Annotated in this window: 20 protein-coding genes and 1 tRNA gene; 10 read left to right on the top strand and 11 right to left on the bottom strand. The window is 73.7% G+C overall.

Features of this window, described 5'->3' with window-relative positions:
* Positions 1-8: 8 nt before the first annotated feature.
* Positions 9-82: transfer RNA gene (locus tag AC3CHW_RS12365), tRNA-Ala, on the top strand.
* A gap of 202 nt (positions 83-284) precedes the next feature.
* Here AC3CHW_RS12365 and AC3CHW_RS12360 read toward each other — a convergent pair.
* Complete coding sequence (locus AC3CHW_RS12360) at positions 285-1,229, bottom strand: nuclease-related domain-containing protein (RefSeq protein WP_488470482.1); 945 nt, start codon at positions 1,227-1,229, stop codon at positions 285-287.
* Between the two features lie 859 nt (positions 1,230-2,088).
* Between AC3CHW_RS12360 and AC3CHW_RS12355 the strand changes: the two genes are divergently transcribed.
* On the top strand, positions 2,089-2,577 hold the full coding sequence (locus AC3CHW_RS12355) for a hypothetical protein (protein ID WP_488470481.1): 489 nt from the start codon (positions 2,089-2,091) through the stop codon (positions 2,575-2,577).
* 370 nt (positions 2,578-2,947) lie between these two features.
* Here AC3CHW_RS12355 and AC3CHW_RS12350 read toward each other — a convergent pair whose 3' ends face one another.
* From AC3CHW_RS12350 to AC3CHW_RS12340, 3 genes are all read right to left on the bottom strand, one after another.
* On the bottom strand, positions 2,948-4,162 hold the full coding sequence (locus AC3CHW_RS12350) for an RNA polymerase sigma factor (protein ID WP_488471031.1): 1,215 nt from the start codon (positions 4,160-4,162) through the stop codon (positions 2,948-2,950).
* An 8-nt stretch (positions 4,163-4,170) separates the two neighbouring features.
* Complete coding sequence (locus AC3CHW_RS12345) at positions 4,171-4,578, bottom strand: YciI family protein (protein ID WP_176163653.1); 408 nt, start codon at positions 4,576-4,578, stop codon at positions 4,171-4,173.
* Positions 4,579-4,801: 223 nt separating this feature from the next.
* The gene (locus tag AC3CHW_RS12340) at positions 4,802-6,400 is read right to left on the bottom strand and encodes an amidase (protein ID WP_488470480.1); all 1,599 of its coding nucleotides are present in this window, start codon (positions 6,398-6,400) and stop codon (positions 4,802-4,804) included.
* A 354-nt stretch (positions 6,401-6,754) separates the two neighbouring features.
* Here AC3CHW_RS12340 and AC3CHW_RS12335 point away from each other — a divergent pair, with 354 nt between their 5' ends.
* Together AC3CHW_RS12335 and AC3CHW_RS12330 are read left to right on the top strand one after the other, a co-directional pair.
* Entirely contained in the window at positions 6,755-7,321 is a 567-nt protein-coding gene (locus AC3CHW_RS12335; protein ID WP_488471030.1) for a 3'-5' exonuclease, read from the top strand.
* Between the two features lie 121 nt (positions 7,322-7,442).
* A complete protein-coding gene (locus tag AC3CHW_RS12330; RefSeq protein WP_398611926.1) occupies positions 7,443-8,354 on the top strand; it encodes a LysR family transcriptional regulator in 912 nt (303 codons plus the stop codon).
* A gap of 163 nt (positions 8,355-8,517) precedes the next feature.
* On the opposite strand, the gene AC3CHW_RS12325 is transcribed toward AC3CHW_RS12330, so the two are convergent.
* Positions 8,518-8,985: a MarR family winged helix-turn-helix transcriptional regulator gene (locus AC3CHW_RS12325; protein WP_398611884.1), complete on the bottom strand. Its 468-nt coding sequence runs from the start codon at positions 8,983-8,985 to the stop codon at positions 8,518-8,520.
* A gap of 352 nt (positions 8,986-9,337) precedes the next feature.
* Here AC3CHW_RS12325 and AC3CHW_RS12320 point away from each other — a divergent pair, with 352 nt between their 5' ends.
* Positions 9,338-10,405: a Rieske 2Fe-2S domain-containing protein gene (locus tag AC3CHW_RS12320; protein WP_488470479.1), complete on the top strand. Its 1,068-nt coding sequence runs from the start codon at positions 9,338-9,340 to the stop codon at positions 10,403-10,405.
* Positions 10,406-10,492: 87 nt separating this feature from the next.
* Here the strand turns inward: AC3CHW_RS12320 and AC3CHW_RS12315 are convergent, their stop codons facing one another.
* The 3 genes from AC3CHW_RS12315 to AC3CHW_RS12305 all read right to left on the bottom strand — a co-directional run bounded on the left by AC3CHW_RS12315 (position 10,493) and on the right by AC3CHW_RS12305 (position 12,995).
* Entirely contained in the window at positions 10,493-11,308 is an 816-nt protein-coding gene (locus AC3CHW_RS12315) for an SAM-dependent methyltransferase (protein WP_488470478.1), read from the bottom strand.
* Between the two features lie 149 nt (positions 11,309-11,457).
* Positions 11,458-12,426, bottom strand: coding sequence for an aminoglycoside phosphotransferase family protein (locus AC3CHW_RS12310; RefSeq protein WP_488470477.1), 969 nt, complete (start codon positions 12,424-12,426; stop codon positions 11,458-11,460).
* Between the two features lie 89 nt (positions 12,427-12,515).
* Positions 12,516-12,995, bottom strand: a complete 480-nt coding sequence (locus AC3CHW_RS12305) for a GNAT family N-acetyltransferase (protein WP_488470476.1) — start codon at positions 12,993-12,995, stop codon at positions 12,516-12,518.
* Between the two features lie 224 nt (positions 12,996-13,219).
* Here AC3CHW_RS12305 and AC3CHW_RS12300 point away from each other — a divergent pair, with 224 nt between their 5' ends.
* Positions 13,220-13,612 (top strand): hypothetical protein, encoded by a 393-nt coding sequence (locus AC3CHW_RS12300; RefSeq protein ID WP_398611888.1) that lies wholly within the window; start codon positions 13,220-13,222, stop codon positions 13,610-13,612.
* A gap of 59 nt (positions 13,613-13,671) precedes the next feature.
* Positions 13,672-14,454, top strand: a complete 783-nt coding sequence (locus AC3CHW_RS12295) for an exodeoxyribonuclease III (protein ID WP_217195348.1) — start codon at positions 13,672-13,674, stop codon at positions 14,452-14,454.
* Between the two features lie 49 nt (positions 14,455-14,503).
* Here AC3CHW_RS12295 and AC3CHW_RS12290 read toward each other — a convergent pair whose 3' ends face one another.
* Entirely contained in the window at positions 14,504-15,289 is a 786-nt protein-coding gene (locus tag AC3CHW_RS12290) for a MerR family transcriptional regulator (RefSeq protein ID WP_488471029.1), read from the bottom strand.
* Positions 15,290-15,558: 269 nt separating this feature from the next.
* Here AC3CHW_RS12290 and AC3CHW_RS12285 point away from each other — a divergent pair, with 269 nt between their 5' ends.
* Genes AC3CHW_RS12285 through AC3CHW_RS12275 form a run of 3 tightly spaced genes read left to right on the top strand, consistent with a single transcriptional unit; the run spans position 15,559 to position 19,090 of the window.
* A complete protein-coding gene (locus AC3CHW_RS12285) occupies positions 15,559-17,196 on the top strand; it encodes a flavin-containing monooxygenase (RefSeq protein ID WP_488470475.1) in 1,638 nt (545 codons plus the stop codon).
* On the top strand, positions 17,193-18,197 hold the full coding sequence (locus tag AC3CHW_RS12280) for an alpha/beta fold hydrolase (protein ID WP_488470474.1): 1,005 nt from the start codon (positions 17,193-17,195) through the stop codon (positions 18,195-18,197). Before AC3CHW_RS12285 ends, AC3CHW_RS12280 begins: the two co-directional genes overlap by 4 nt.
* Positions 18,194-19,090 carry an SDR family oxidoreductase gene (locus tag AC3CHW_RS12275; RefSeq protein ID WP_398611891.1) on the top strand — a complete coding sequence of 299 codons (897 nt, stop codon included), beginning with the start codon at positions 18,194-18,196 and terminating at the stop codon, positions 19,088-19,090. The genes AC3CHW_RS12280 and AC3CHW_RS12275 overlap by 4 nt, the downstream gene beginning before the upstream one ends.
* An 84-nt stretch (positions 19,091-19,174) precedes the next feature.
* Here the strand turns inward: AC3CHW_RS12275 and AC3CHW_RS12270 are convergent, their stop codons facing one another.
* Entirely contained in the window at positions 19,175-19,369 is a 195-nt protein-coding gene (locus tag AC3CHW_RS12270; protein WP_398611892.1) for a hypothetical protein, read from the bottom strand.
* A 239-nt stretch (positions 19,370-19,608) separates the two neighbouring features.
* Positions 19,609-23,034 carry a S41 family peptidase gene (locus tag AC3CHW_RS12265; RefSeq protein WP_488470473.1) on the bottom strand — a complete coding sequence of 1,142 codons (3,426 nt, stop codon included), beginning with the start codon at positions 23,032-23,034 and terminating at the stop codon, positions 19,609-19,611.
* Positions 23,035-23,120 lie beyond the last annotated feature (86 nt).

The following is a 23,120-nucleotide window of genomic DNA, read 5'->3' as shown; positions in this document are numbered from 1 at the left end:
CGTTGCAAGGGCCTGTGGCGCAGACTGGTAGCGCACCTCGTTCGCATCGAGGGGGTCAGGGGTTCAAATCCCCTCAGGTCCACCGCAGCTCAGAGCCCCAGCCAGGGAAACCCGGCTGGGGCTCTTTGGTGTCGTACAGCAGCGAAGTACAGCAACTACCGTGGATCTTGCTTGTCCAGGCGCTCGCCGCTTGCCCAGGTGCCTGCCGAGCCGCCGCAACGCCTTACGGGTCGCTTCTGACGGTACGTGTGAGGAAGCTGATCTCCCCGTACAGAGGGCTCAGGTCAGGCTTTGAGCCAGACGCGGCGGTGACGCGCTACGGCGTAGACCCGCTCGACCTGTTCAGGAGTGAGCTTCCCGGAAAGAGGGCCGAGTGCCGCCACTTCTCGTTCTTGGTAGACCCGCACCGTGAACTGCGTGGCGGCGCGTTGGAGGGACGTGACGCCAACGAATACCAGAGCCGGTTCCACCGGCACGGGGAAGTCGCAGTAACGTCCCAACACACCTCGTACGTAGTCAGCCTCAGCCTTACTCGCCGCGGCGTAGGGCTCCGGTTTTCTTCCGTTCACCCGCGCCATGGTGTCGCCGATCCAGACCGAGGCGCCCTGGTGGTTCTTGGTGTTGACGCTGAATACGCCCCCAGGGCCGATCAACAGGTGATCGATGTCTCCACCGTTGCTCTTCTCGATGCCGTGGAGAACCCGCCAGCCGAACGCGGACAAGCGCGCCAGTTCCCGGCCTACTCGGCGTTCCCCTTCGAGTCCGGTGTACCAACTGTCCCATTCAGAGGGCTGACGCAGGACTTTCGCCCATAATCGCTCACCCGCGGACGGTCCTCGCTCGGCGATCATTCCGAGCAGTCTGGCGCCGGGGCGGTTCCGCGCCAGATCCTCACTCGGAGAGAGCGGTGGGAGGGGAGCCGGACGGCTCGGCCGGCGCGCGGGAGCCGGGCGGCCCGGCTGGTGCGCGGGAGCCGGGCGGACGGGCGGTCGAACGTCTGGCACGGAAGGCGGCGTGCGAGCGCCGGATCGCCCGGAGGGCGTGACCGTGACTCCCTCACCGAGGTGCTTTCGGAGCAGCGACAGCGCCGCGTCGCGGTAGCTCTCCGCCTTGATCGTCACGGCCTTCGTCGCTCGATCCGCCCACGCGACCGTGGTGCCGTCCGGCAGATTGACGTAGAGCCGGTCCTTGCCGTGCCGCTTCCATGGTTTCACCGTGAGATCGCTCATCGGTCTCCCCCAGTCCGTGCCGCCCTCCCCTATGCCAGCAGCCAACGGTGAGATCGACAAGACTGCGTGGTCAACGCGACCTGTTACAGGTTTCTCTACCTCATCAAGCCCGCCCGTTCCGGGCGGGGAGAGGGAGGGGCGCGCGTGGAAGCTGCCGCAGGCGGGCGCTGCTGCTGCTTCGACGCGGTGGCCTTGAGGTGTGCTGGCGGTGTGGTCGAGCGTCGATGGCTATAGCGCGTGAGCGGACAAGCAGGCCCAGGCCGTGACCCGAGCGCCAGTGTCATCCTCGCGGGCCCGGGGCCCGGTGGGGGCATCCCCTTGGGGCGGGTGCTGCCTCGCTCGGGGCTTGTGGGCTGCTCTTGTCTTTGGCACCCGGCGCGGCTGGGCAATGCTGGGGTCCCCAGCACCGCTACGGGACACACCCAGTCGGCCCGCGCTGCGGGCCGCCCGGGGCTCGTGCGGCTTTGCGCCTTCGGCGCACACCGCACGGCCCCGCGCCCGGCAAGAAGGCCCCGGGGTGTCCCGCTACACGCTTTACCCCGCCCAAGCCCGTACGCCGGACTCCGAGAGCTGATCGCCCACCACCCCGGGCAGTCCACCACCCCGGAGGGTCCGTCCCCCGCAGGCCCCGCCAGCAGTCCACACCAAGCCGACCCCGGCGAGGCAGCCAAGCCGCGGGCGCGAAGCCACAGCACGAACCCGTCGCCGACAGCCCAGCAGCCAGGCCCAGAAGACGCGCGAAGGTGATGAAGGCGCGTGGTGGTGAGGCGGGGGTGGGGCCGGGGCGGTGATTGCTCCCGCCAATCTTGCTGCGGGCCTACAGTGGACTATCGGCGCTGTTGACAAGCAAGGAGGGCCTATGCGCTTGGAGACGGTCACGGCTTTGGCCGCAGCTACTGGCACGTTGTTGTTCAGCGCCGCAACCGGCTGGGTCGCCGTTCGGGCCGCAAAAGCCAGCATGGCCGACAAGCTCTTGGGCGCAATGACCGAGGAGGCGGCGCTGGTGGCTGGGCTACAGGAAGACTCTCCCACGCGTCGCAAGCTTCAGGACCACCTGGAGTGGATGGTCAACCGGTACGTGTCCGAACGTCAAGTTCAAGTGCAAGTCAAGGTCGAGTGGTCGGCTCTCGCCGGCAGCTTGGTGCTGGGGACGTTGATGGGCGCACTAGGTATCTGGGCAACGCTCAGGGGCGGCTGGGCACTGCTGTGGCTTGCTCTGGCCGTGCCGCTGCTACTTATCTGCGTGTACGGGTTCTTCTTCGAGGCGTCAGGCGGGGAGAGCCGGCAGCGGTTGATTCGGAACCTAGACGCACAGGCGAATCGACCGAGCCGCGGCCGAGACGCTTGACACGAGTCGACACGCGGTGGTGCGGCGGAGACCGCTTCCGCAGCAACACAGCAGCGAAGTACAGCAACCCCACCCCCCACCAGTGACCGCCTATGTCCGTCCCCACCGTTCCGATCAGCGCAGCAGACCTGAACGACCGCCGTGCCGGTAGTTCGCCTCAAGGGGGTCAGGGGTTCGAATCCCCTCAGCTCGACCGCAGCTCAGAGCCCCAGCCAGGGAAACTTGGCTGGGGCTCTTTGGTGTCTCCGTGAGCCGGCCCGACGGTGAAAATCACGCCACGTGCCCCCGGCTGTGGCAGGGCGGCCAGTTGGTCCTGGCTTGGCCCCGGTGAGGCGCGCACGCGCGGGAGCCACGCGCGGTCGGGGCGGTGTCAGGGGCGCAGGCGGGTGTTGAGGCGGGCGGCCTGGTGGGTGAGGTGGGTGCGTTCGGCGAGGTTGGGGGCGCGGTGGGCGGCCTCGGCGTAGAGGCGGGCGGCCGTGGCCAGGTCGCCGGCGCGCTCGTGGAGGTAGGCCGCCACCGCCTCGCGGCGGGGGAGCGGGTGGGTCTTGACCGAGGAGTCGCGGGTCGAGGCGTCGAGTTCGGCGAGGGCGGCCAGGCCGGCGTGTGGGCCGTCCGCCTCGCCTACGGCGACCGCGCGGTTGAGCCGGACGACCGGGCTGTCGGTCAGCCGCGCGAGTTCGTCGTACCACTCGACGATCTGCACCCAGTCGGTCTCCTCGGCGGTCTGGGCGTCCGCGTGCAGGGCCGCGATGGCGGCCTGGGCCTGGAACTCGCCCAGTTGGTCGCGGGCGAGGGCCGCCTGGAGGATCCGGACGCCTTCGGCGATCAACGTCGTGTCCCACCGGTCGCGGTCCTGCTCGGCCAGGGGCACCAGGCTGCCGTCGGGCTTGGTGCGGGTGGCGCGCCGGGCGTGGTGGAGCAGCATGAGGGCGAGCAGGCCGGCCACTTCGGGGTGGTCGATCGAGGCGGCGAGCTGGCGGGTGAGCCGGATGGCCTCGGCGGCGAGGTCGACGTCGCCGGAGTAGCCCTCGTTGAAGACCAGGTAGAGGACGCGCAGCACGGTGGCCACGTCGCCGGCCCGGTCGGGCCGGCCCGGCGCGTCCGGCTCCGCCCCGGCGGGGGAGAGTCCCACGCCGGCGACGGTGCGCTTGGCCCGGCTGATGCGCTGCGCCATGGTCGCCTCGGGCACCAGGTAGGCCCGGGCGATCTGGCGGGTGGTGAGCCCGCCCACGGCGCGCAGCGTGAGCGCGACCGCGGACGAGGGGGTCAGCGACGGGTGGGCGCACAGGAAGTAGAGCTGGAGCGTGTCGTCCACCGCGGTCGCCGGGCCGGGTACCGGCTCCGACTCGACCAGGTCCTCGCGCCGGCGGCGGGCCGAGTCCGCCCGTATCGCGTCGAGGAACCGGCGCCAGGCCACCGTGACCAGCCAGCCCTGCGCGTCCCGTGGGGGATCGGCCGGCCAGGTGCGGAGCGCCTCGACCAGCGCGTCCTGTACGGCGTCCTCGGCCGCCGCGAAGTCGGCTCCGCGGCGGACGAGGATGCCGATCACGCGCGGCGTGAGACGGCGGAGCAGGAGCTCGTCCATCGAGGTGGTCACTCCGTGATGGTGGGCGGCGCGGAGAGGAACGGGCGCAGCTCCAGCCACTCGTGGATCGGCTCGCCGCCGGCGCCGGGGGCGGCCGACAGTTCGCCGGCCAGTTCGAGGGCGCGCTCGTAGCTGTCGACGTCGATCACCATCCAGCCGGCGATGAGGTCCTTGGTCTCGGCGAACGGGCCGTCGGTGACCGGCGGGCGGCCCTCGCCGTCGTACCGGACCCACGTTCCCTCGGGCGCGAGCCCCTGACCGTCGACGTACTCGCCGGTCTCCTCAAGGCGGGCCGCGAAGTCGTGCATGAACTGCACGTGCGCCGAGACCTCCGCCGGCGTCCACTGGTCCATCGGCACGTTGTTCACCGGTGCCGGGGCGCCGCGGTAGTGCTTGAGCAGCAGGTACTTGGCCATGGTGGTTCTCCTTGGTGCTGGTGCGGCCCATTGTGGTCGCGTTCACGGCGGGGACGGAGCCGGGCGCGGATTCTCGACATGGTGGGCGAGGATTTTTTTCGCGGGTTCGGGGAGGCGGGTCGGGGCGGGGGCGGGCCGGGTCGGAAAGGGGGCGGCGGCCGACCCCCGGGTGGGGCCGGCCGCCGCTGGCGCCGGTGGGCTGTGCGGTGTGTGGGGCGGGTGGTCAGCGGACGGGGTCCGGGCCCACCGTCGGCAGGTAGCGCGGGGCGCGCCAGGCGTCGAGGCGGGACTCGACGGCCGAGCCCAGGGACAGCAGCTTGCCGTCCTGGTGGTTGCCGGCCGTCAGGAGCAGGCCGACGGGCAGTTCGTCGGCGAAGCCGGCCGGCACGGACAGCGACGGGTACCCGGAGACGGCCGCGGGGGTGGAGGAGGGGATCACGTCGTTGTCGCCGCGGGCGCAGTCGGTGGTCCAGGCGGGCGGGTTGGTGGGGGCGGCGATGGCGTCCAGCCGGTACGTGGCCAGCGTCTCGTCGATCGAGCGCCGCGAGAGGTCCTTCAGCTCCGCGCGCATCGCCCGGTACTCCGGGTCGGTCGTGGGCGGCGCCGCCAGGGCCTGCTCGAACAGCTCCTGCCCGCTGAAGCAGGTCTGCTCCTCGGGGTGGTCGCGGTTGAACTCGATGAGCTCGGCGAGGTCGCGCGGGCCGCCCTCGCGGGTGGCGAGGTAGGCGTCGATGTCCCGGTGGAACTCGCTGAGCAGCGCCGGGAACTCCAACTCGGCCAGCCGCTCCTGGTACGGCGGGGTCACCTCGACGACCTCGGCGCCGGCGGAGCGCAGCTTCCGCGCCGTACGGACCATCAGGGCGTCCACCTTCGGGCCGAGCGTCGGCAGGCGCCACAGGCCGATGCGCTTGCCGCGCAGGTCGCCGGGGCGGGTGGGGTCGGTGGCGGGGCTGTTCCGGTGGGCGGCGTCGTGGTCGCTGAGGACGGCGAGGGTGAGCGCCGTGTCGATCACGTTGCGCGCCATCGGGCCCGCGGTGTCCTGCTCGGCGGAGATGGGCACCACGCCGTCCCCGCTGACCAGGCCGAGGCTGGGCTTGAGGCCGACCACCCCGTTCATGCCGGCCGGGCAGACGATGGAGCCGTCGGTCTCGGTACCGATCGCGACCTGGGACAGCGAGGCGGCCAGCGCGGCGCCCGAGCCGGCGGACGAGCCGCACGGGTTGCGGTCGAGGACGTACGGGTTGTGGGTCTGGCCGCCCACCGCGGACCACCCGGAGGTGGGCTTGGCGGCGCGGAAGTTGGCCCACTCGGAGAGGTTGGCCTTGCCGAGGATCACGGCACCCGCCTCCCGCAACCGGGTGACCAGCGCCGCGTCGGTCTTCGGCGGGCGGTCGGCGAGCGCGAGCGAGCCGGCCGTCGAGGCCAGGCCGCGGGTGTCGACGTTGTCCTTGATGAGTACGGGGATGCCGTCGAGCGGGCCGCGGGTGGTGCCCTCACGGTGTCGGGCGTCGCTGGCGGCGGCCTGCTGGCGGGCGGTCGGGTCGGTCCGTAGCACCGCGTTGACCTTGGGGTCGACGGTCTTGATGCGCCACAGGTAGGCGCGGGTCAGCGCCGACGGGGTCAGCGAGCCGTCGGCCATCCGGGCCTGGAGCTCCGGGATGGTCACCGTGTCCAGATCGACCCCCAGCCTCGGGGGTGAGTCCGCTGGTGGGGCACTGTCGGTGCGGTGGTCGGCGGCCTCCGCGCTGGTGCTCGGCGCGCCGGTCAGAAGGGACCCCGCGAGCAAGGCGGTGATCAGCGTGGCAACGCTCCTCTTCCTCATGGGCGTTAGCGGACTACACGCCGGCGCCCCGGCGCAAGAGCGCCACACGGCGCATGCGCCTCGTTGTGAAAGTCATCGCCGCGCGCCCCTCCTGGCTGGTGACGTCCCGCGACGCCTTCGGGCCTGGCAGGGTGAGTATGGACGGAGGTGAGTGTGGGTGGGACTGGGCGGCGGTGGGTGTGGGTGGCGCCGGGCGGGAAATTCGGGTGAGGGTCGGCGGGCGGGTCCCTAGGGTCGGCGAGCGTGACGACGAACGAGGCGTACGACGAGCGGACGGCCGGACGGGGCGCGCGGGGCGGGGGCCACGAGCCGGCCCGGCTCGCCGGGGCGGCCGAGGCGGAGGCGTACGGGCGGCTGGTGAACGTCGTGGACGTGGAGGCGACGTGCTGGTCCGGGCAGGCGCCGCCGGGACAGGTCAGCGAGATCATCGAGATCGGCCTGTGCGTCGTGGACACCGTGGCCCGCGAGCGGGTGGCACGGCACCGGCTCCTGGTGCGCCCGGCCAGGTCCACGGTGAGCGCGTTCTGTACGGAGCTGACCGGGCTCACCCAGGCCGAGGTGGAGCGGGGCATGCCGTTCGCCGACGCCTGCGCGACCCTGGCGCGCGAGCACCGGGCGGTCACCCGGGCGTGGGCGAGCTGGGGCGACTACGACCGCAAGCAGTTCGCCCGGCAGTGCGAGCGCGGGCCGGCCCGCTACCCGTTCTCGGGCCGACACACCAACGCCAAGGCGGTCTTCGCCGACGCGTACGGGCTGGCCAAGCGGCCCGGCATGGCGCGCGCCCTGCACCTCGCGGGGCTACCGCTGGAGGGGCGGCACCACAGGGGCGAGGACGACGCGTGGAACATCGGCGCGCTCGTCCTCGACCTGCTCGCGCGGGACGCCTGGCCGGGCGGGAACGCCCCGGGCGCGCCTGCCTGACGGGCGGCCAGCGGGTGGCCAGCGGGTTGCCAGACGGGTGGCCAGACGGCGGCCAGCGGCCGGGCGGACCGCCCCGTTCCGCCCGTGTCATGATGATCACGACGGCATGGGTGGGGGAGCGATGGACCTGCTGCAACTGCGCTACTTCCGGGCCGTGGCCCGCTTCGAGCACATCAGTCGGGCCGCGGAGGAACTGCACGTCGCGCAGCCGTCGGTGAGCCGTACCATCGCCCGCCTCGAAGCCGAGTTGGGCACGGACCTCTTCGACCGGCAGGGCCGCCGCATCCGGCTCAACCAGTACGGGGCGCTGTTCCTGCGCCACGTCGAACGCGCGCTCAGCGAACTCGACGACGCGCGGCGCGCGGTCGCCGACGCCCGCGAGCGCGGCCTTGGCCGGGTGACCGTGACCGCCGAGACGCTGCTGACCCTCGCCCGCGCGCTCGGCAGCTTCCGCGCCACCCACCCCGCCGCCGACGTGCGGCTCTACCAGTCCAACGCGGTGGAGATGGAGCGCCGGCTGCGGGCCAGGGAGGTGGACTTCTGCGTCGCCTCGCAGCCGTTGACCGGGGCCGGCCTCGAGTGCGTCGAGCTGGCCAGGGAGGAGGTGCTGCTCGCCGTGCCGTACGGGCACCGGCTGGCGGGTCGGCGCAGCGTGCGGGTCGCCGAGCTGGCGCACGAGTCGTTCGTGGTCAGCCGGCCCGGCAACTGGCCCCGGGCGCTGCTCGACCGGCTCTTCGCCGCCGAGGGGCTGACCCCGCGGATCTCCTGCGAGGCCGACGAGCCGGGGGCGAGCGGGGAGTTGATCGGCGCGGGCCTCGGCATCGGGCTGGTCCCCGCCATCTCGCGCCAGGAGGGCATACGCGCCCCGGTCACCTGGGTGCGTATCGACGCGCCCGACTGCCACCGGGTGCTGACCCTGGTCTGGCACCGGGACGCCCACCTGTCCGAGGCGGCCCGCGCCTTCCGGACGTTCATCACCAGCACGCCCTTCATGACGCACCGGTTCCCGACCGCGCGGCAAGCCCAGCCGTAACGCCGGGAGCGGGCGGCCGGGGGGGCGGGGCCGGGCGTGCGGGGGTCGGGGGCGGGGCCTACCGGCGCGAGGCAGGCCGGTGACGGGGCGGCCGGTGGTCGGGGAGGCCGGGGCGCCGCGCGCGGTATGGCTAGTTGGGTGGCCGGGTCGGATGGGGTGCGGACTACCGGGCCGGCTTGCAGGCGAGTTGGCGGAGGGTGGTCACGAGGTGTTCCCGGTCCTTGGGCGCGAGCCAGCCGAAGAGTTCCCGGCCGATGGGGACGGCGATCTCCTGCACGGCCGCCAGGCGTCGCTCGCCCTCGGTGGTGAGCCGGACCGCGTACGCGCGGCGGTCGTGCACGGCGCGGCGGCGCTCGGCCAGGCCCTGCCGCTCCAGGTCGTCGATGATCCGGACCATGGCCGACTTGTCCACGTCGAGCAGTTCGATCAACTCACGCTGGCTGACGGGCCCGTGCTGGGCCAGGCCGCGCAGGACGGCGAAGTGCCGGGCCTCGATGCCGGCGGCGCGCAACCCGCTGTTGAACGCCTGGCGACAGCGTTGGTGGGCGGCGGCCAGGAGCGTGCCCAGGGCGGTGTCGTCGGTGGTCGGGTCGGTGGCGGCTGGGGGCCCCTTGGGCGGCTTGTCGTGCACGGCTTCCATCGTAAAGGCGGGAAAACCAGTGTTGTTTGAGACTGTCTCGCGCACGCCCCATGGGCGGGCACGCGCCGACCTACGGGTGGGCGTGCGCCGGCCCACGGGTGGGCGTGCGCCGGTTCGCGGCAGCCTCGGTGGGGCACTCCCGCCACGGGGCCGGGCTTCCGCGCGTGGTGCCCGGCTAAACCCGTCGCGCACCCGTTTCACGTGTTCCGGTGAGTCCCGCCCGAAGGGCCGTCGTGGTGCGCGGGCCGGCGTGACGCTGAGGTGAGCCCGCGCGGCGGGGCCGGCTCCGATGGTCGGGCCTGGCGCGGAAGCCGAGTGACATCTGAGCTGGAGGGGTCTCTCCATGAGCCTGTCGAAGCCGGACCGCACCAGACCGCCGTCGCCCACCGTGCCGCCCTCGCCCGCCGTTCCGCGCTCGGCGGCGCCCCCGCCCTATCCCGACGGCTGGTTCGCGGTCGCCAGCAGCGCGGAGCTGCGGCCCGGGCGCGTGCTCACCCGCCGGCTGATGGGCGAGGACGTGGTCGTCTACCGCACGCGGAGTGGGCGGCTGCGCGCGGTGCGGCCGTTCTGTCCGCACCTGGGCGCGCACCTGGGCCACGGCGGGCGGGTGCGGGACGAGGAACTCGTCTGCCCCTTCCACCACTTCGCGTTCGGGCCGGAGGGCGAGTGCGTACGGACCGGGTACGGCACGCCGCCGCCCAGGGCGCGGCTGAGCGCGGTGGCGAGCCGGGAGGTCGCCGGGCTGGTCTTCGTGTGGTGGCACGCCCGGGGCGAGCCCCCGTCGTGGGAGGTGGCGGCCCCGCCGGCGGCCGAGGGGTTCGGGCCGGTCCGCTGCCTCGTGCGCACGCTCGTGGCGCACCCGCAGGACTTCATGGAGAACGTCATCGACACCGGGCACTTCACGCCCATCCACCGGCTCGGCGTGCGGATGGTGGAGGAGCCCCGGTTCGACGGGCCGCGTATGACGTCCGCGTACCGCCTCGCGCGGGTGGGTGGCAAGAAGAACGTGCTGTTCTCCTCGGCGCCGGTGATGCGCGCCACGGTGCAGGGGCTCGGCGTCTTCATCGCCGAGACGACCGTCCCCACCATCGGCATGGAGATGCGCGCGTGGTTCTGCGTGGTGCCGCTGGACCCGGTGCGGATCGAGATGCGGCTGGCCGTGGCCGTACGGTTCGCGGGCGTGCGCCACCGCGGCGCCGCCCGGGCGCTGGCCGCCCTGGCCCCGGGGCCGCTCGCGTGGTTCAGCACCTTCGAGACCGCCCGCGACCTCCCCATCTGGGCGCACAACACCTACCTGGAGCACCCGAGGTTGGCGCAGGGGGACGGGCCGATCACGAAGTACCGCCGGTGGGCCCGCCAGTTCTACAGTGACTGGCCGGGCGGGGCGCGGCCGGCCCGCCGCCCCGCCTGACGCGATGCGACGGGGCGCGGCGCGGGTGGCGGGAGCGGGCGGTGGCGGGCGGCGGGCTCGTGGCGGGCTGCGGGCCCGTGGCGGGACTCAGTTCTTGCGGGCGACGCCGCCGTACATGGCGATGTCCCGGTCGTTGATGTTCGGGTCGGTGTCCGCGTCCGGCTTCCAGTAGTGCACCTGGGTCACGCCCGGCTCCACCAGGTCGAGGCCGGTGAAGAACGCCTCGGCCTCGGCCCGGGTGCGCAGCCGCATCGGCATGCCGCGGCTCTCGTACTCGCTGGCCACGCGGCCCACCTCCTCCGGCGCGAAGTCGGCCGTGCCGATGGTCATGGCCAGGAAGCTGCCGGAGGGGAGCGGGTCGAGCAGGCGGCGGACGATGCCCATCGCGTCGTCCTCGTCGAGCAGGAAGTGCACGATACCGATGATCATCAGGCCGACCGGCCGCGTGAGGTCCAGGGTGTCGGCGACCTCGGGGGCGGCCAGGATGGCGGCGGGGTCGCGCATGTCGCCGTCGATGTAGGCGGTGCGTCCCTCCGGCGTGCTGACCAGCAGCGCCTGAGCATGGGTCAGCACGATCGGGTCGTTGTCGACGTAGACGACGCGCGAGTCGGGGGCGGTGCGCTGGACGACCTCGTGCAGGTTGGGCTCGGTGGGGATGCCGGTGCCGATGTCGAGGAACTGGCGGATGCCCTCCTCGCGGGCGAGGTACTGCGCGGCCCGGTGCATGAAGAACCGGTTCTCCCGCATGTGTACGGGCATGGCGGGCCATTCCTGACACATCGCGTCGCCGGCCTGCTGGTCGACGACGTAGTTCGTCTTGCCGCCCAGGATGTAGTCGTACACGCGCGCGGAGTGCGCCTCTTGGGTGTTGATGCGGTCCGCAGGGTAACCGTTTTTGGCCATCGTGCTCGCTCCCTCGTCGCTGGCCGTCCACGGTGTGCACGGCGTGCGATGAGTCTACGGATTACTTTGAGGGGCCACCCAGTTGGGATCTCGCTTGCGACGCCTCGGAGCAGGCGTTATACGCCGAGTGGGGCAATGACCGCGCGCGGCTACGGCGTCGCGCGCCAGGCCCGGTCCCGCTGGGCGCGCAGCAACGGCAACGGACTGTCGTCGCCCCCGTACAGCCGGTCGGCGAGCCGGACCACCGTGTCGTACCGCGCGAGCAGCAGGCCGCGCCGGCGCACCGCCGGGCCGTGGCCGGCGCGTTCGGCCGCGCGGGCGGCGGCCGGCGCGCCCACGGCGATGGCCAGGCCCGCGATGTCCTCCGCCGGGTCGCCGATGGCCGCGTCGGTCCAGTCGAGCACGCCGGCGACCCGCCCGTCGTCGCTGACCAGCAGGTGTTCGCCCTTGAGGTCGAGGTGGCAGAGGCACGCGACCGGCGCCGGCGCCGTGGTCGCGTCCGCCGCGCCGGGCGTGGGCTCGTCACGGTCGGCCGGTGTGGGCGGCGCCGGGTGGTGGGGAGCCGGCGGGTGAGCGGCGGGTGTGGCCGGGGTGACCGTCGTGACGAGCGCGGCGTGCTGGTCTGGCGTGAACTCGCCGTCGTGCAGGAGTCGTTCGGCGACCGCGACGGCCGCGTGCCATGGCCGTACCAGCGGGCGGGGCGGCTGGTACGGGAGGCCGAGCGCCACCGCGTCGGCCGGGTCCACGGCGCGCAGCCCGGCCAGCAGCGCGGCGAGGTCCGCCTCGCCGGCCCGCGAGAGCGGGCGCGCCTCGGCGCTGGTGCCGGGCAGCCGCGTGTCGAGGGTGTAGGTGAGGCCGGGCGCCCACTCGCCGCGCCCGACGCTGGCCGGCACGGCGACCGAAAGGCGCGCGCGGAGCAGGTCGCGCAGCGCGCTCTCGCGCCGCTGCCGCGCGGCGCCGGCCGGGTCGCGGGCCAGCCGCAGCACGTGGTCCTCGCCGACCCACCAGGACGCGTGCTCGCCACCCTCGTCGACGCGGCGCGGCTCCGCCGCCGGCCCGGACAGGCCGGCGGCGGCCAGGAGTTGGCGCAGGGCGTGCGGCGTGGGCAGCGGTCGCATGGGCGGGGCGCCGTTCGTCGGGGGTGGGGGCCGCGCGGCCCGTACCGGACGGACGGCCGGGCCGGGGCGCGGCCCGGGTGCCCGGGACGCTAGCCGAGCGGCTTGACGAAGCAGCGGCTCTCGTCGTGGAAGCGGTACAGGCCGAACTTCGGCTCGTGCGGCACGTACGCGCACGAGGCGTACAGCGTCAGCGCCTCCGGCTGCTCGGTGCCGGACTCCAGGACCATGCGGGTGCGGCCGGCCGCGCGGGCGTCGGCTTCGAGGGCGGCGAGTATCCGGCGGGCCAGCCCCCGGCCGCGCGCCGCGGGCACCACGTACATCCGCTTCACCTCCGCGTCGCCGTCCGCGTACCCCTCGTCGCTCTGGTCCTGCGACCGCCAGCCGCCGCTGGCGATGGGGGTGCCGTCCGCGTCGTAGGCGAGCAGGTACAGGCCGCTCGGCGGGTCGAACTCGTGGGCCTGGAGCTTGGTGTCGTCGGGCTCGCCGTAGCGCTCGACGTACTCCCGCTGCACCAGGTCGTCGAGGTGCGCGACATCGGGGTGGTCATACGGCACGGGCACGATCTGCATTCTGGTTATCGTACGGACGCGTCGATGCCAGGCCACCGGTTTACGGGCCTCGCGGCGGCCGTTCGCGGGTGCGGCGCGCGGCCGGGCGCAGCCGGGACCGGGCGCTGCCGGGTTGCGGTCGGTGGGCTGAGACGTTGGTCACTTTTTGCGGACTTATGTGGGCGTGGTGCCCGGATTTCTCCTCCCTCACGGTGTAGGTGGCCAGCGCGCTGAGAGGGAGCACCATGATCGTTACGCCGACCGATGCGGAGATCCTGCGCGCGGTGCGCCGCGTCCATGACCTGGAGCGGCGGCACGAGGAGCTGCGGGCCCGGCTGGAGAGCATGGACGAGGCGCGCGGCCCGGAGGACGTGGCCGAGCAGAACCGCTGCGGGGAGGCGATGGCGGCGACGGCCGAGACCCTGCTGATCGAGTCCGTCTACGCGCTGGAGGAGATCGGCCTCTCGCTGGCCGCCCGGGCCGTCGAGGTCACCGCGGCGGCCGAGGGGATCACCCTGCCCCGGGCCGCCGCGCACCGGGAGCACGCCGCCGCGTCCCCGGAACCGAGCGTTCCGCCGGCGGGTCGGCGGCGCTCCGGGGTGCGGCGCGTGGCGCGTAGGCTGCCGGGGGTTCGGTGAGCGACGGGGGAGCAAGGGTGGTGCGTACGGTGGCAGCGGTCACGACGACGGTGACGACGGTGAACGTGAACGGTCTGCGGGCCGCCGCGAAGAAGGGCTTCACGCCCTGGCTGGCGGCGACCGAGGCGGACGTGGTGTGCCTCCAGGAGGTGCGGGCCGAGCCGGAGCAGTTGCCGGCCGAGGTACGCGAGCCCGAAGGCTGGCACGTCGTGCACGCCCCGGCGGCGGCCAAGGGCCGCGCCGGCGTCTCGCTCTACACGCGCCAGCGCCCCGAGCGCACCCAGATCGGCTTCGGCTCCACCGAGTTCGACGCCAGCGGGCGCTACCTGGAGGCCGACCTGCCGGGGCTGACCGTCGCGAGCCTCTACCTCCCCTCCGGCGAGGCAGGCACGCCGCGCCAGGAGGAGAAGGAACGGTTCATGGGCGAGTTCCTGCCCTACCTCAAGGAACTGCGCGAGCGGGCCGCCGCCTCCGGGCGCGAGGTGCTGGTCTGCGGCGACTGGAACATCGCGCACCGCGAGGCCGACCTGAAGAACTGGAAGGCCAACCGCAAGAGCGCCGGCTTCCTGCCCGAGGAGCGCGACTGGCTCGGCCGGCTCTTCGACGAGGGCGGCTACACGGACGTGGTGCGGCGCCTGCACCCGGACGTCGAGGGTCCGTACACCTGGTGGAGCTACCGGGGGAAGGCGTTCGACAACGACAGCGGCTGGCGCATCGACTACCACGTGGCGACCCCCGGGCTCGCCGAGCGCGCCACCTCGGCCGTCGTGGAGCGCGCGGCCTCCTACGACCTGCGCTGGTCGGACCACGCGCCGGTGACGGTCACGTACGCGGCGGCGTGACGCCGGGCCCGGCCGCCGGGACCGGGGCGACCCGGTGGCGCGTTCGGGGTCAGTCCCGCGCGCTCGCCGGCGGGCCGCCGGTGGCGTCCGGCGGCGCGGGGCGCGCGGCCTCGGCGTCGGTGGGGCCCAGCCACTTCTCCAGCTCGGCCCGGACGCGGCGGTCCATGGCCAGGGAGAGTTCGGCGTCGACGATGCTCTTGGCGCTCTGTCGCAGGCTGTCCAGCGTCCTGGTGACGTGCGCCGCCTCGTCCGCCGTCAGGCCCTCGCCCGCGCTGGCCCGGGCGATGACGTCGGCCAGCACGTGGGTGCGCACGAGTTCGGTGAAGCTCTCCGTGACGGCCTCCATGTGCTGCCGCAGCTCCCGCCCGGCGGCGAGCACCTCGGCCAGCGGCACGCCCTTGCGGACCAGGTCGTGGGAGGCGTCGAGCAGGCGGCGGCTGACGTGGACGAGGTCGTCGCCGTCCACGGCCAGGTAGCCCAGGTCCAGCGAGGTGGCCAGATTCTCCGGGGTGACCTCGCCGGTGAAGTAGTCGGCCAACTCCTGCGGGGTGAGCTTGACCGGGGTCTCCTCCGACCAGGGCACCGGGATGGCCGCCGCCAGGCCGAGCACCTCGCCCACGTCGCGCCCGCTCTCGAAGGCGGTGAGCAACTCCGCTATGCCGCCCAGCGTGTGGCCCCGCTCCAGCAGCGCCGCGATGGTGCGCAGCCTGGCCAGGTGGTGTTCGGTGTACCAGGCGATGCGGCCCTCGCGGCGGGGCGGCGGGATCAGCTTGCGCTCGCGGTAGAAGCGCAGCGTGCGCACGGTGATGCCGGCCTCTTCGGCCAACTCCGCCATGCGGTACTCGCGCCCCTGCTCGGCCTCTGTCGTCTTCGCCACCCGAGCAGCCTATGCCGACTCGGCTTGGTGGCGAGGGGACCGGCGTCCGGCGTGCGGTACGGCGTGGTTCGCGGGGGTCGCGCGGCGGTTTCGTGCCGTACGGCGGCGAGGTGCAACCGCCGGTAACTTCCTCTCGCGTAACCCCTACCGCTCGGTATGTTCCTGCCTTACTCTCCTAACCGTGCCAGTGATTGCTGGCGCGGTTCCTCGATTCGGGAGGCGGCGGCATGGCCGAGCATGAGCATGTGCGGGTGGCGGTGATCGGCACCGGCTTCGGTGGGCTGGGGGCGGCGGTCCGGCTGCGTCGCGAGGGCATCACCGACTTCGTGATCCTGGAGCGGGCCGACGCCGTCGGCGGCACCTGGCGCGACAACAGCTACCCCGGCTGCGCCTGCGACGTGCCCTCGCACCTGTACTCCTTCTCCTTCGCGCCCAACCCCGAGTGGCCGCGCAACTTCTCCGGCCAGCCGCACATCCGGGCCTACCTGGAGCGGGTCACCGACACCTTCGGCCTCCGCCCGCACCTGCGGTTCAACTCCGAGGTGCGCGGGGCGCGGTGGAACGGCGACGAGCTGTACTGGGAGATCGACACCGCCAGCGGCGCGTACACCGCCGACGTCCTCGTCTCCGCCACCGGCCCGCTCTCCGACCCGCAGATCCCCCACGTCCCCGGCCTCGACTCCTTCCCCGGCCGGGTCTTCCACTCGGCGCGCTGGGACCATGACTACGACCTGCGCGGCAAGCGCGTGGCCATGATCGGTACGGGTGCCTCCGCCATCCAGATCGTGCCCGCCATCGAGCCCACGGTCGAGCGCCTCACCCTCTTCCAGCGCACCCCGCCGTGGGTGCTGCCGCGCGCCGACCGGAAGATCACCGGCGTCGAGCAGTGGCTGCACACCAGGGTGCCCGCGACGCGCGCGGTGCGCCGCGGACTGCTGTGGGGCATCCGCGAGTTGCAGGTCAGCGCCTTCACCAAGCGCCCCAACCAGCTCGGCCTGGTCGAGGCGTTGGCCAAGTCGCACCTGCGCAAGGCCATCAAGGACCCCGCGCTGCGCGCCAAGCTCACGCCCGACTACCGCATCGGCTGCAAGCGCATCCTGCTGTCCAACAGCTACTACCCGGCGCTCGCCAAGCCCCATGTGGACGTCGTGGCCTCCGGCCTGAGCGAGGTGCGCGGCTCCACCCTTGTCGCGGCCGACGGGACCGAGACCGAGGTCGACGCGATCGTCTTCGGCACCGGCTTCCACGTCACGGACATGCCCATCGCGCGGCGCGTCACGGGCGCCGCCGGCACGACGCTGGCCGAGGAGTGGAAGGAGGGGATGGAGGGCCTGCGCGGCAGCACGGCCGCCGGGTTCCCCAACTTCATGACGATCATCGGCCCCAACACGGGCCTCGGGAACAGCTCGATGATCCTGATGATCGAATCGCAGCTCAACTACCTCGTCGACTACCTGCGCCAACTCGACACGCTGGGCGGCCGGGCCGCGCTCGACGCCCGCCCGTCCGCCGTGCACGCCTGGTCGCACCGGGTGCAGGAGCGGATGAAGCGCACCGTGTGGAACGTCGGCGGCTGCGACAGCTGGTACCTGGACGCCAACGGCCGCAACACCACCGTCTGGCCCGGCACCACCAGCGAGTTCCGCCGGGCCACCCGCGAGGTCAACCTCGCCGAGTACGAGGTGCTGCGCGCCCCCCAGCGGGCGAGCGTCTCCGCGCCGGCGGGTGCCGGCGCCGGGCATGCCGGGGACGCGCCGGTGGGTAGGTCAGCCACGTCCACCCCGTCCGCCAAGCGCGCCGCGGCGCCGGCCGCACCGGCCAGCGGGCCGCAGGCCGACGGCCCGTCCACGGAGGCCGTAGCGTGAACCGGCCGATCCACGCCACCCAGGGCAGGTACGCCCCGCCCACCCCCGTCCGCGAGCTGACCGTCACGTCCGCCGACGGCGCCCCCCTGCACGTCGAGGAGTACGGCCCGGGCGGCGCCCCGACCGTGGTGCTCGCGCACGGCTGGACCTGCTCCATCGCCTTCTGGGCGCCGGTGATCAGGGAACTGTCGCGCGACCACCGGGTCATCGCGTACGACCAGCGCGGGCACGGCCGCTCCGCCCCGCCCCCGTACGGCTGCTACACCACCGAGACGCTCGCCGACGACCTGGCCGCCGTGCTCGACCAGACCCTGGCCACCGGCCCGGACGGCCGCAGGGAACAGGCGGTCGTGGTGGGCCACTCGATGGGCGGCATGACGATCATGGCCGCGGCGCGCCGCCCCGAGCTGCGCGAGCGGGCCGCCGCCGTGCTCATGTGCAGCACCGGTGCCGGCGCGCTGCTGGCCGAGACGCTGGTGGTGCCCACGCCCAGGGGCCGCGTCCGGGAGCGGGTGCACACCCTCGTGCTGGGCTCGGCGGCGCCGCTCGGCCGGGTCACGCCGGTCGCCCGCCGGGTGCTCAGGTACGTCACGATGGGGCGCGCCGCGACGCGCGAGATGACCGACGCCTGCGCCCGTATCGTGCACGCCTGCCCGCGCCGGGTGCGCGCCCAGTGGGGCCACATGATGGGCGAGATGGACCTGGCCGCCGACATCGGCGAGCTGACCCCGCCGACGGCGGTCATCGTCGGCACCGCCGACCGGCTCACCCCACCCGTGCACGCCCACCGGATCGTGGCCGCGCTGCCGAACCCGCTCGGCCTGACCGTGCTGCCCGGCATCGGGCACATGACCCCGGTGGAGGTCCCGGACACGGTGGCGGACGCCATCCGTGGCCTGGTCACCGACCACCTCACCGACCCCGCCCCGGCCCCGGCCGAGGCATCCCCGAAGGCGTCGGCCGTGGCCGACGCGGCAACGGCGAAGGAGCCCTCGGCATGAGCGCACGCAACAGCCTGGAAGGCCAGGTGGCGGTGGTGACCGGCGCGGCGCGCGGGGTGGGGGAGCTCCTGGCCCGCAAGCTCTCGGCGCGCGGCGCGACGGTGGCGCTGGTCGGCCTTGAACCGGACGAGCTCAAGCGGGTGGCCGACACCCTGCACGGCGAGGGCGGCCACTGGCACGCCGACGTCACCGACCACGCGGCGATGGCCCAGGTCGCCCGGGAGGTGAAGGAGCGGTTCGGCAAGGTGGACATCGTCGTGGCCAACGCCGGCGTCGCCACCGGCGGCCCGTTCGTCGACTCCGACGAGCGCGCCTGGAACCGCGTCATCGAGGTCAACCTCATCGGCAGCGCCACCACCGCCCGCGCCTTCCTGCCGGTGCTGCTGGAGAGCCGCGGCTACCTGCTCCAGATAGCCTCGCTGGCCGCGATCACGCCGGCGCCGCTGATGACCGCGTACTGCGCGTCGAAGTCCGGCGTCGAGGCGTTCGCGCACAGCCTGCGCGCCGAGGTCGGTTACCGGGGCGTGCGGGTCGGCGTCGGCTACCTGAGCTGGACCGACACCGACATGGTGCGCGGCGCCGACGAGGACGAGGTGCTGCGCGACCTGCGGGCCACGCTGCCCTGGCCGAGCAACCGCACCTACCCGCTGGGCCCGGCCGTCGACCGGCTCGTGGCCGGCATCGAGCGCCGGTCGGCGCACGTGTACGGGCAGTGGTGGCTGCGCGGCATGCAGTCCTTCCGCGGCTACCTGCCCTCGCTCATCGGCACCGTCGGCCAGCGCGAGATGCGCCGCTTCGCGCCCCGCCTGGAGGCCGCCAGCGGTACCCGCCGCGGCCTGGTCGGCGCCGGCGGCGGCGCGGACGAGGCGGCCAGGGACAGCCGTCGGGGCTGACCCGACCCCGGCGCACACGCGAAGGGACGCGCCCCCGTGGCGCGTCCCTCCGTCGCATCCCGCGCGGGTGGCGGGGGAGCGGTGTCACGTGAAGCGGTCCTTGGCGTCGCCCAGCTTGTCCTGGGCACGCTCCTTGGCCTCGGCGCCCTTCTGCTGGCCGCGCTCCTTGGCGCCGCCCTGGGAGCCCTTCTCGCCCTTGCCCTTGCCCTTGCCGGCCTTCTCCTTGGCCTGCTGCTTCATCTGTTCGGCCTTGTCCTTGAACTGGTCCGAAACGCCCATGGTGTCGTCCCTCCTCAGGGTGATCGGGGATGGGCCCCGATCAGCCTGACACGACCCCGCACACTTCGCATGTTGGGCCATTTCGCCCAGCTCGGAGACGCCCCGCTCGTGCCGGCCCCAGCCCGTGCCCGCCCAGCCGTGACTGCCCCGCTCGTGCCGGTCCAGCCCATGGCCGCCCAGCCGTACCCGCGCGGCCCGTGACCGTGCGGCCCGAGCCCCCGCGTACGCCGGGGCCCGGGTCAGGCGCGCGGCGGCAGCGGCGGGCGGCTGCGGTCCGGGACGCCGGAGTAGTCGGGCGGCTCCGCGGCGGGGTGCCGCTCAAGGAGGTCGAGCGCGGTGCGCACGGCGACGGCCAGTTGCGGGTGCTTGCCCTCGGCCCAGTGCAGCGGCGAGCGCAACGCCTCGATGTCCGGCTCCACGCCGTGGTTCTCCACGCCCCAGCCGTACGCGTCGAACCAGGCCGCGTTCATCGGCACGGTGATCGTCGTGCCGTCCACAAGCCGGTGCCGGCCCGTCATCCCGACGACCCCGCCCCAGGTGCGCAGGCCCACCACGGGGCCCAGGCCCAGCAGCCGGAACGCGGCGGTGATCATGTCGCCGTCGGACGAGGTCATCTCGTCGGCCACGGCCACCACCGGCCCGCGCGGCGCGTCGCTCGCGTAGCTCACCGGCTGGGCGTTGCGGGTGAGGTCCCAGCCGAGGATGGTGCGGGTCAGCTTCTCCACCACCAGCTCGCTGATGTTGCCGCCCGCGTTGCCGCGTACGTCCACGATCAGCGCGGGCCGGGACATCTCCATCCGCACGTCCCGGTTGAACTGCGCCCAGCCCGAGCCGCCCATGTCGGGGATGTGCAGGTAGCCGCACTTGCCGCCGCTCAGCTCGCGTACCACCTCGCGCCGCTTGGCCACCCAGTGCTGGTAGCGCAGCGGCCGTTCGTCGATCAGCGGCACGATCGCGACCCGGCGCGGCGGCCCGGCGCCCTCGGCGGGGGTGAACGTCAGCTCCACCGTGGTCCCGCCGGCCGCCGCGAGCAGCGGCGCGGGCCCGGCCACCGGGTCCACCGGCCGCCCGTCCACGTGGGTGAGCGTGGCGCCCTCGCGGATGCCCGAACCGGCCAGCGGGGAGCGGGCCTTGGAGTCGGACGAGTCGCCCGGCAGGATGCGCGAGACGACCCAGGAGCCGTCCTTGGCGTGCGTGAAGTCGGCGCCGAGCAGGCCGATGGCCCGCTGGTAGTGCGGCGGCCCCTCGTTGCGGCGCGACGGCGAGACGTACGCGTGCGAGGTGCCCAGTTCGCCGAGCACCTCGCGCAGCAGGTCGGCGAACTCGTCGGGTGAGGCGACGCGTTCGAGCAGTGGCCGGTACTGCTCCAGGATCGCGTCCCAGTCCACGCCGCCGAGCCCCGGTTCCCAGAAGTAGGCGCGGATCAACCGGCCCGCCTCCGCGTACGCCTGCCGCCACTCGGCCGGCGGGTCGACGTCGTGCAGGATGCGCCGCAGGTCCATGTGGACGGTGGTGTCCGCGTCCGCGAGGTCGGTCGCGGGCACCACCCGCAGGTCGCCGTCGTCGTTGACGACCAGCCGCGAGCCGTCGCCGCTGACCGCGAACCAGTCGACCGAGCTGGTGAGTTCACTGCGCCGCGCCTTGGCCAGGTCGAAGTGTTCCAGCGTGGGCCGGCCGGAGGTGTCGGCCGGGTTGGCGAACGTCTCGCCGAGCGCGCCGGAGATCGGCCAGCGCAGCCAGACCAGGCCGCCGCCGCTGACCGGCCGCAGCGCGGAGTACTTGGACGCGGCGACCGGGAACACGGTCACCCGACTGGCCAGCCCCTCCACCTCCACCAGCACCTTGCTGTCCAGGTCGCCGGCGGTCACCGCGGCATCGAGCCCGCCGGCGGCCGGTCGGCCCTCGGGCGAGAGCGCGAACGGCGACGGCGTCGCCGAGGACAGCGGCACCAGGTACGGGCGGCAGCCCAGCGGGAAGGACAGGTCGCCGGTGTGCACGTCGTAGACCGGGTCGAAGCCGCGCCAGGACAGGAAGGCCAGGTACCGCCCGTCGCGCGTGAACACGGGCTGCTCGTCCTCGAACCGCCCGTCGGTGACGTCCACGATGGCCCGCCCGAGGGTGCCGGTGGGCCGCAGCCGGGCGATCTTGATCTTCCGTAGCGAGCGCCCGATGTGCGGGTGCGACCAGGCCAGCCACGCCGAGTCGGGGGAGAAGGCCAGGTCCCGCACCGGCCCGTTGGCGGACCGGGTCAGCTCGCTGACCTCCGGCGCCTCCGGTCCCTCTGGGCCCGCGTAGTCCGCCTCGGGGCCCACGCCCGGCAGCGGCTCGGTCATGGCCCGCGCCTCGTCCTCCGGGCGGGGCGTCGCGTCCACGAGCAGCAGCCGCCCGTCGTGGGTGGCCACGGCCAGCCACTCGCCGTCGGGCGAGGCGATCAGTTCGTGCACCCGGCCGAGCTGCCCGGCCGCGAGCCGGCGCGGCCGGGACGGGCCGGTGGCCCGCGGGAGCTGCGCGATCTCGATCGCGTCGGCCCCCTCCGCGTCGGTCACGTACGCCACCCGCCCGGTCGGCCCGAGCATCTCCGGCAGCCGCACCCGCACCCCCGGCGTGTCGGCGATGGTGCGCGCCGGCCCGTCGCGGTGGGTGAGCCAGTACAGGCTGCCGCGCACGCCCACCGCGCTGGCCCGGCCGGTCTCGTCCACGGCCAGCGAGCGCAGGTGGGCCGCGGCCGGCACCTGGTACGTGCGCCGCCCGGCGCGCGGCCCGCCGAGCCGCACCGGCACCCTGCGCGGCACGCCCGTCGGGCTCAGGTCGTCCGCCAGCCACAGGTCGCCGGCGCACTGGTAGACCACGCGGGAGCCGTCGGTGGCGGCGTGCCGGGCGTAGAAGTCCGCGTGGTCGGTGTGGCGCCGCAGGTCGGAGCCGTCGGGCAGGCAGGAGTAGAGGTTGCCGACGCCCTCGTGGTCGGAGAGGAAGGCGATCCGCCCGGCGACGAACATGGGGCTGTCCAGGTGTCCGACCACGTCCGGCACCAGCCGGGTGCCGTGCAGCCACAGCCGGCCCATCGCCCCGCCCCGGTACCGCTTCCAGGAGGCCGGCTCGTGCGGCGGCTTGCCGGTCAGCAGCAGCGTGCACCGGTTGTCCGGGCCCTCGCCGGCCAGCTCCTCGCCGCCCAGCTCGACCCCGGCGAGGTCGGCGCCGGCCAGGTCGGCGACGGCGATGTGGGAGACGGGACCCCACGGCAGCCGCCCGCCCGGGCTGCCGTCGGTGGGCAGGCTGTAGGCCCAGGAGTAGTACGAGAACGGCTGGCCGTGCGAGGAGACGGCCAGGATGTCCGAGCGCTGGTCCCGGTCCGGCGGCGTCCAGCCGCACACCCGTGTGTCGGTGCTGCCCCAGTAGGTGAGCCGCCGGGCCGGGCCGCCCTCGACCGGGGTCAGATAGATCTCCGGGTCCAGACTGCGCCAACTGGTGTACGCGATCCACGAGCCGTCGGGCGAGAAGCGCGGATGGCCCACCCGGGTGCGATCGACGGTCAACCGCCAGGCCCGTTCCGGCGTCCTGTCAGGTGCGGTCAGGGGCGCGACCCACAGGTCGTCCTCGGCCGCGAAACAGAGCAAGTCCCCGTGCAGATGCGGAAAGCGGACATAGGCGTCGTCGCTAGCGGTCACCCGTCCATGCTTTCGGTCCCGGGGTCGCGCGGCAACTCGGTCGGGCGCACTTCCTGCGTGCGAGGTGTTTTACCCGCGCATGGTTG

The organism is Streptomyces sp. MGP-BFMKR1 (genome assembly GCF_057766585.1).
Note: the sequence above shows the minus strand (reverse complement) of the source record. Positions and strands in the feature narration are given on the sequence as shown.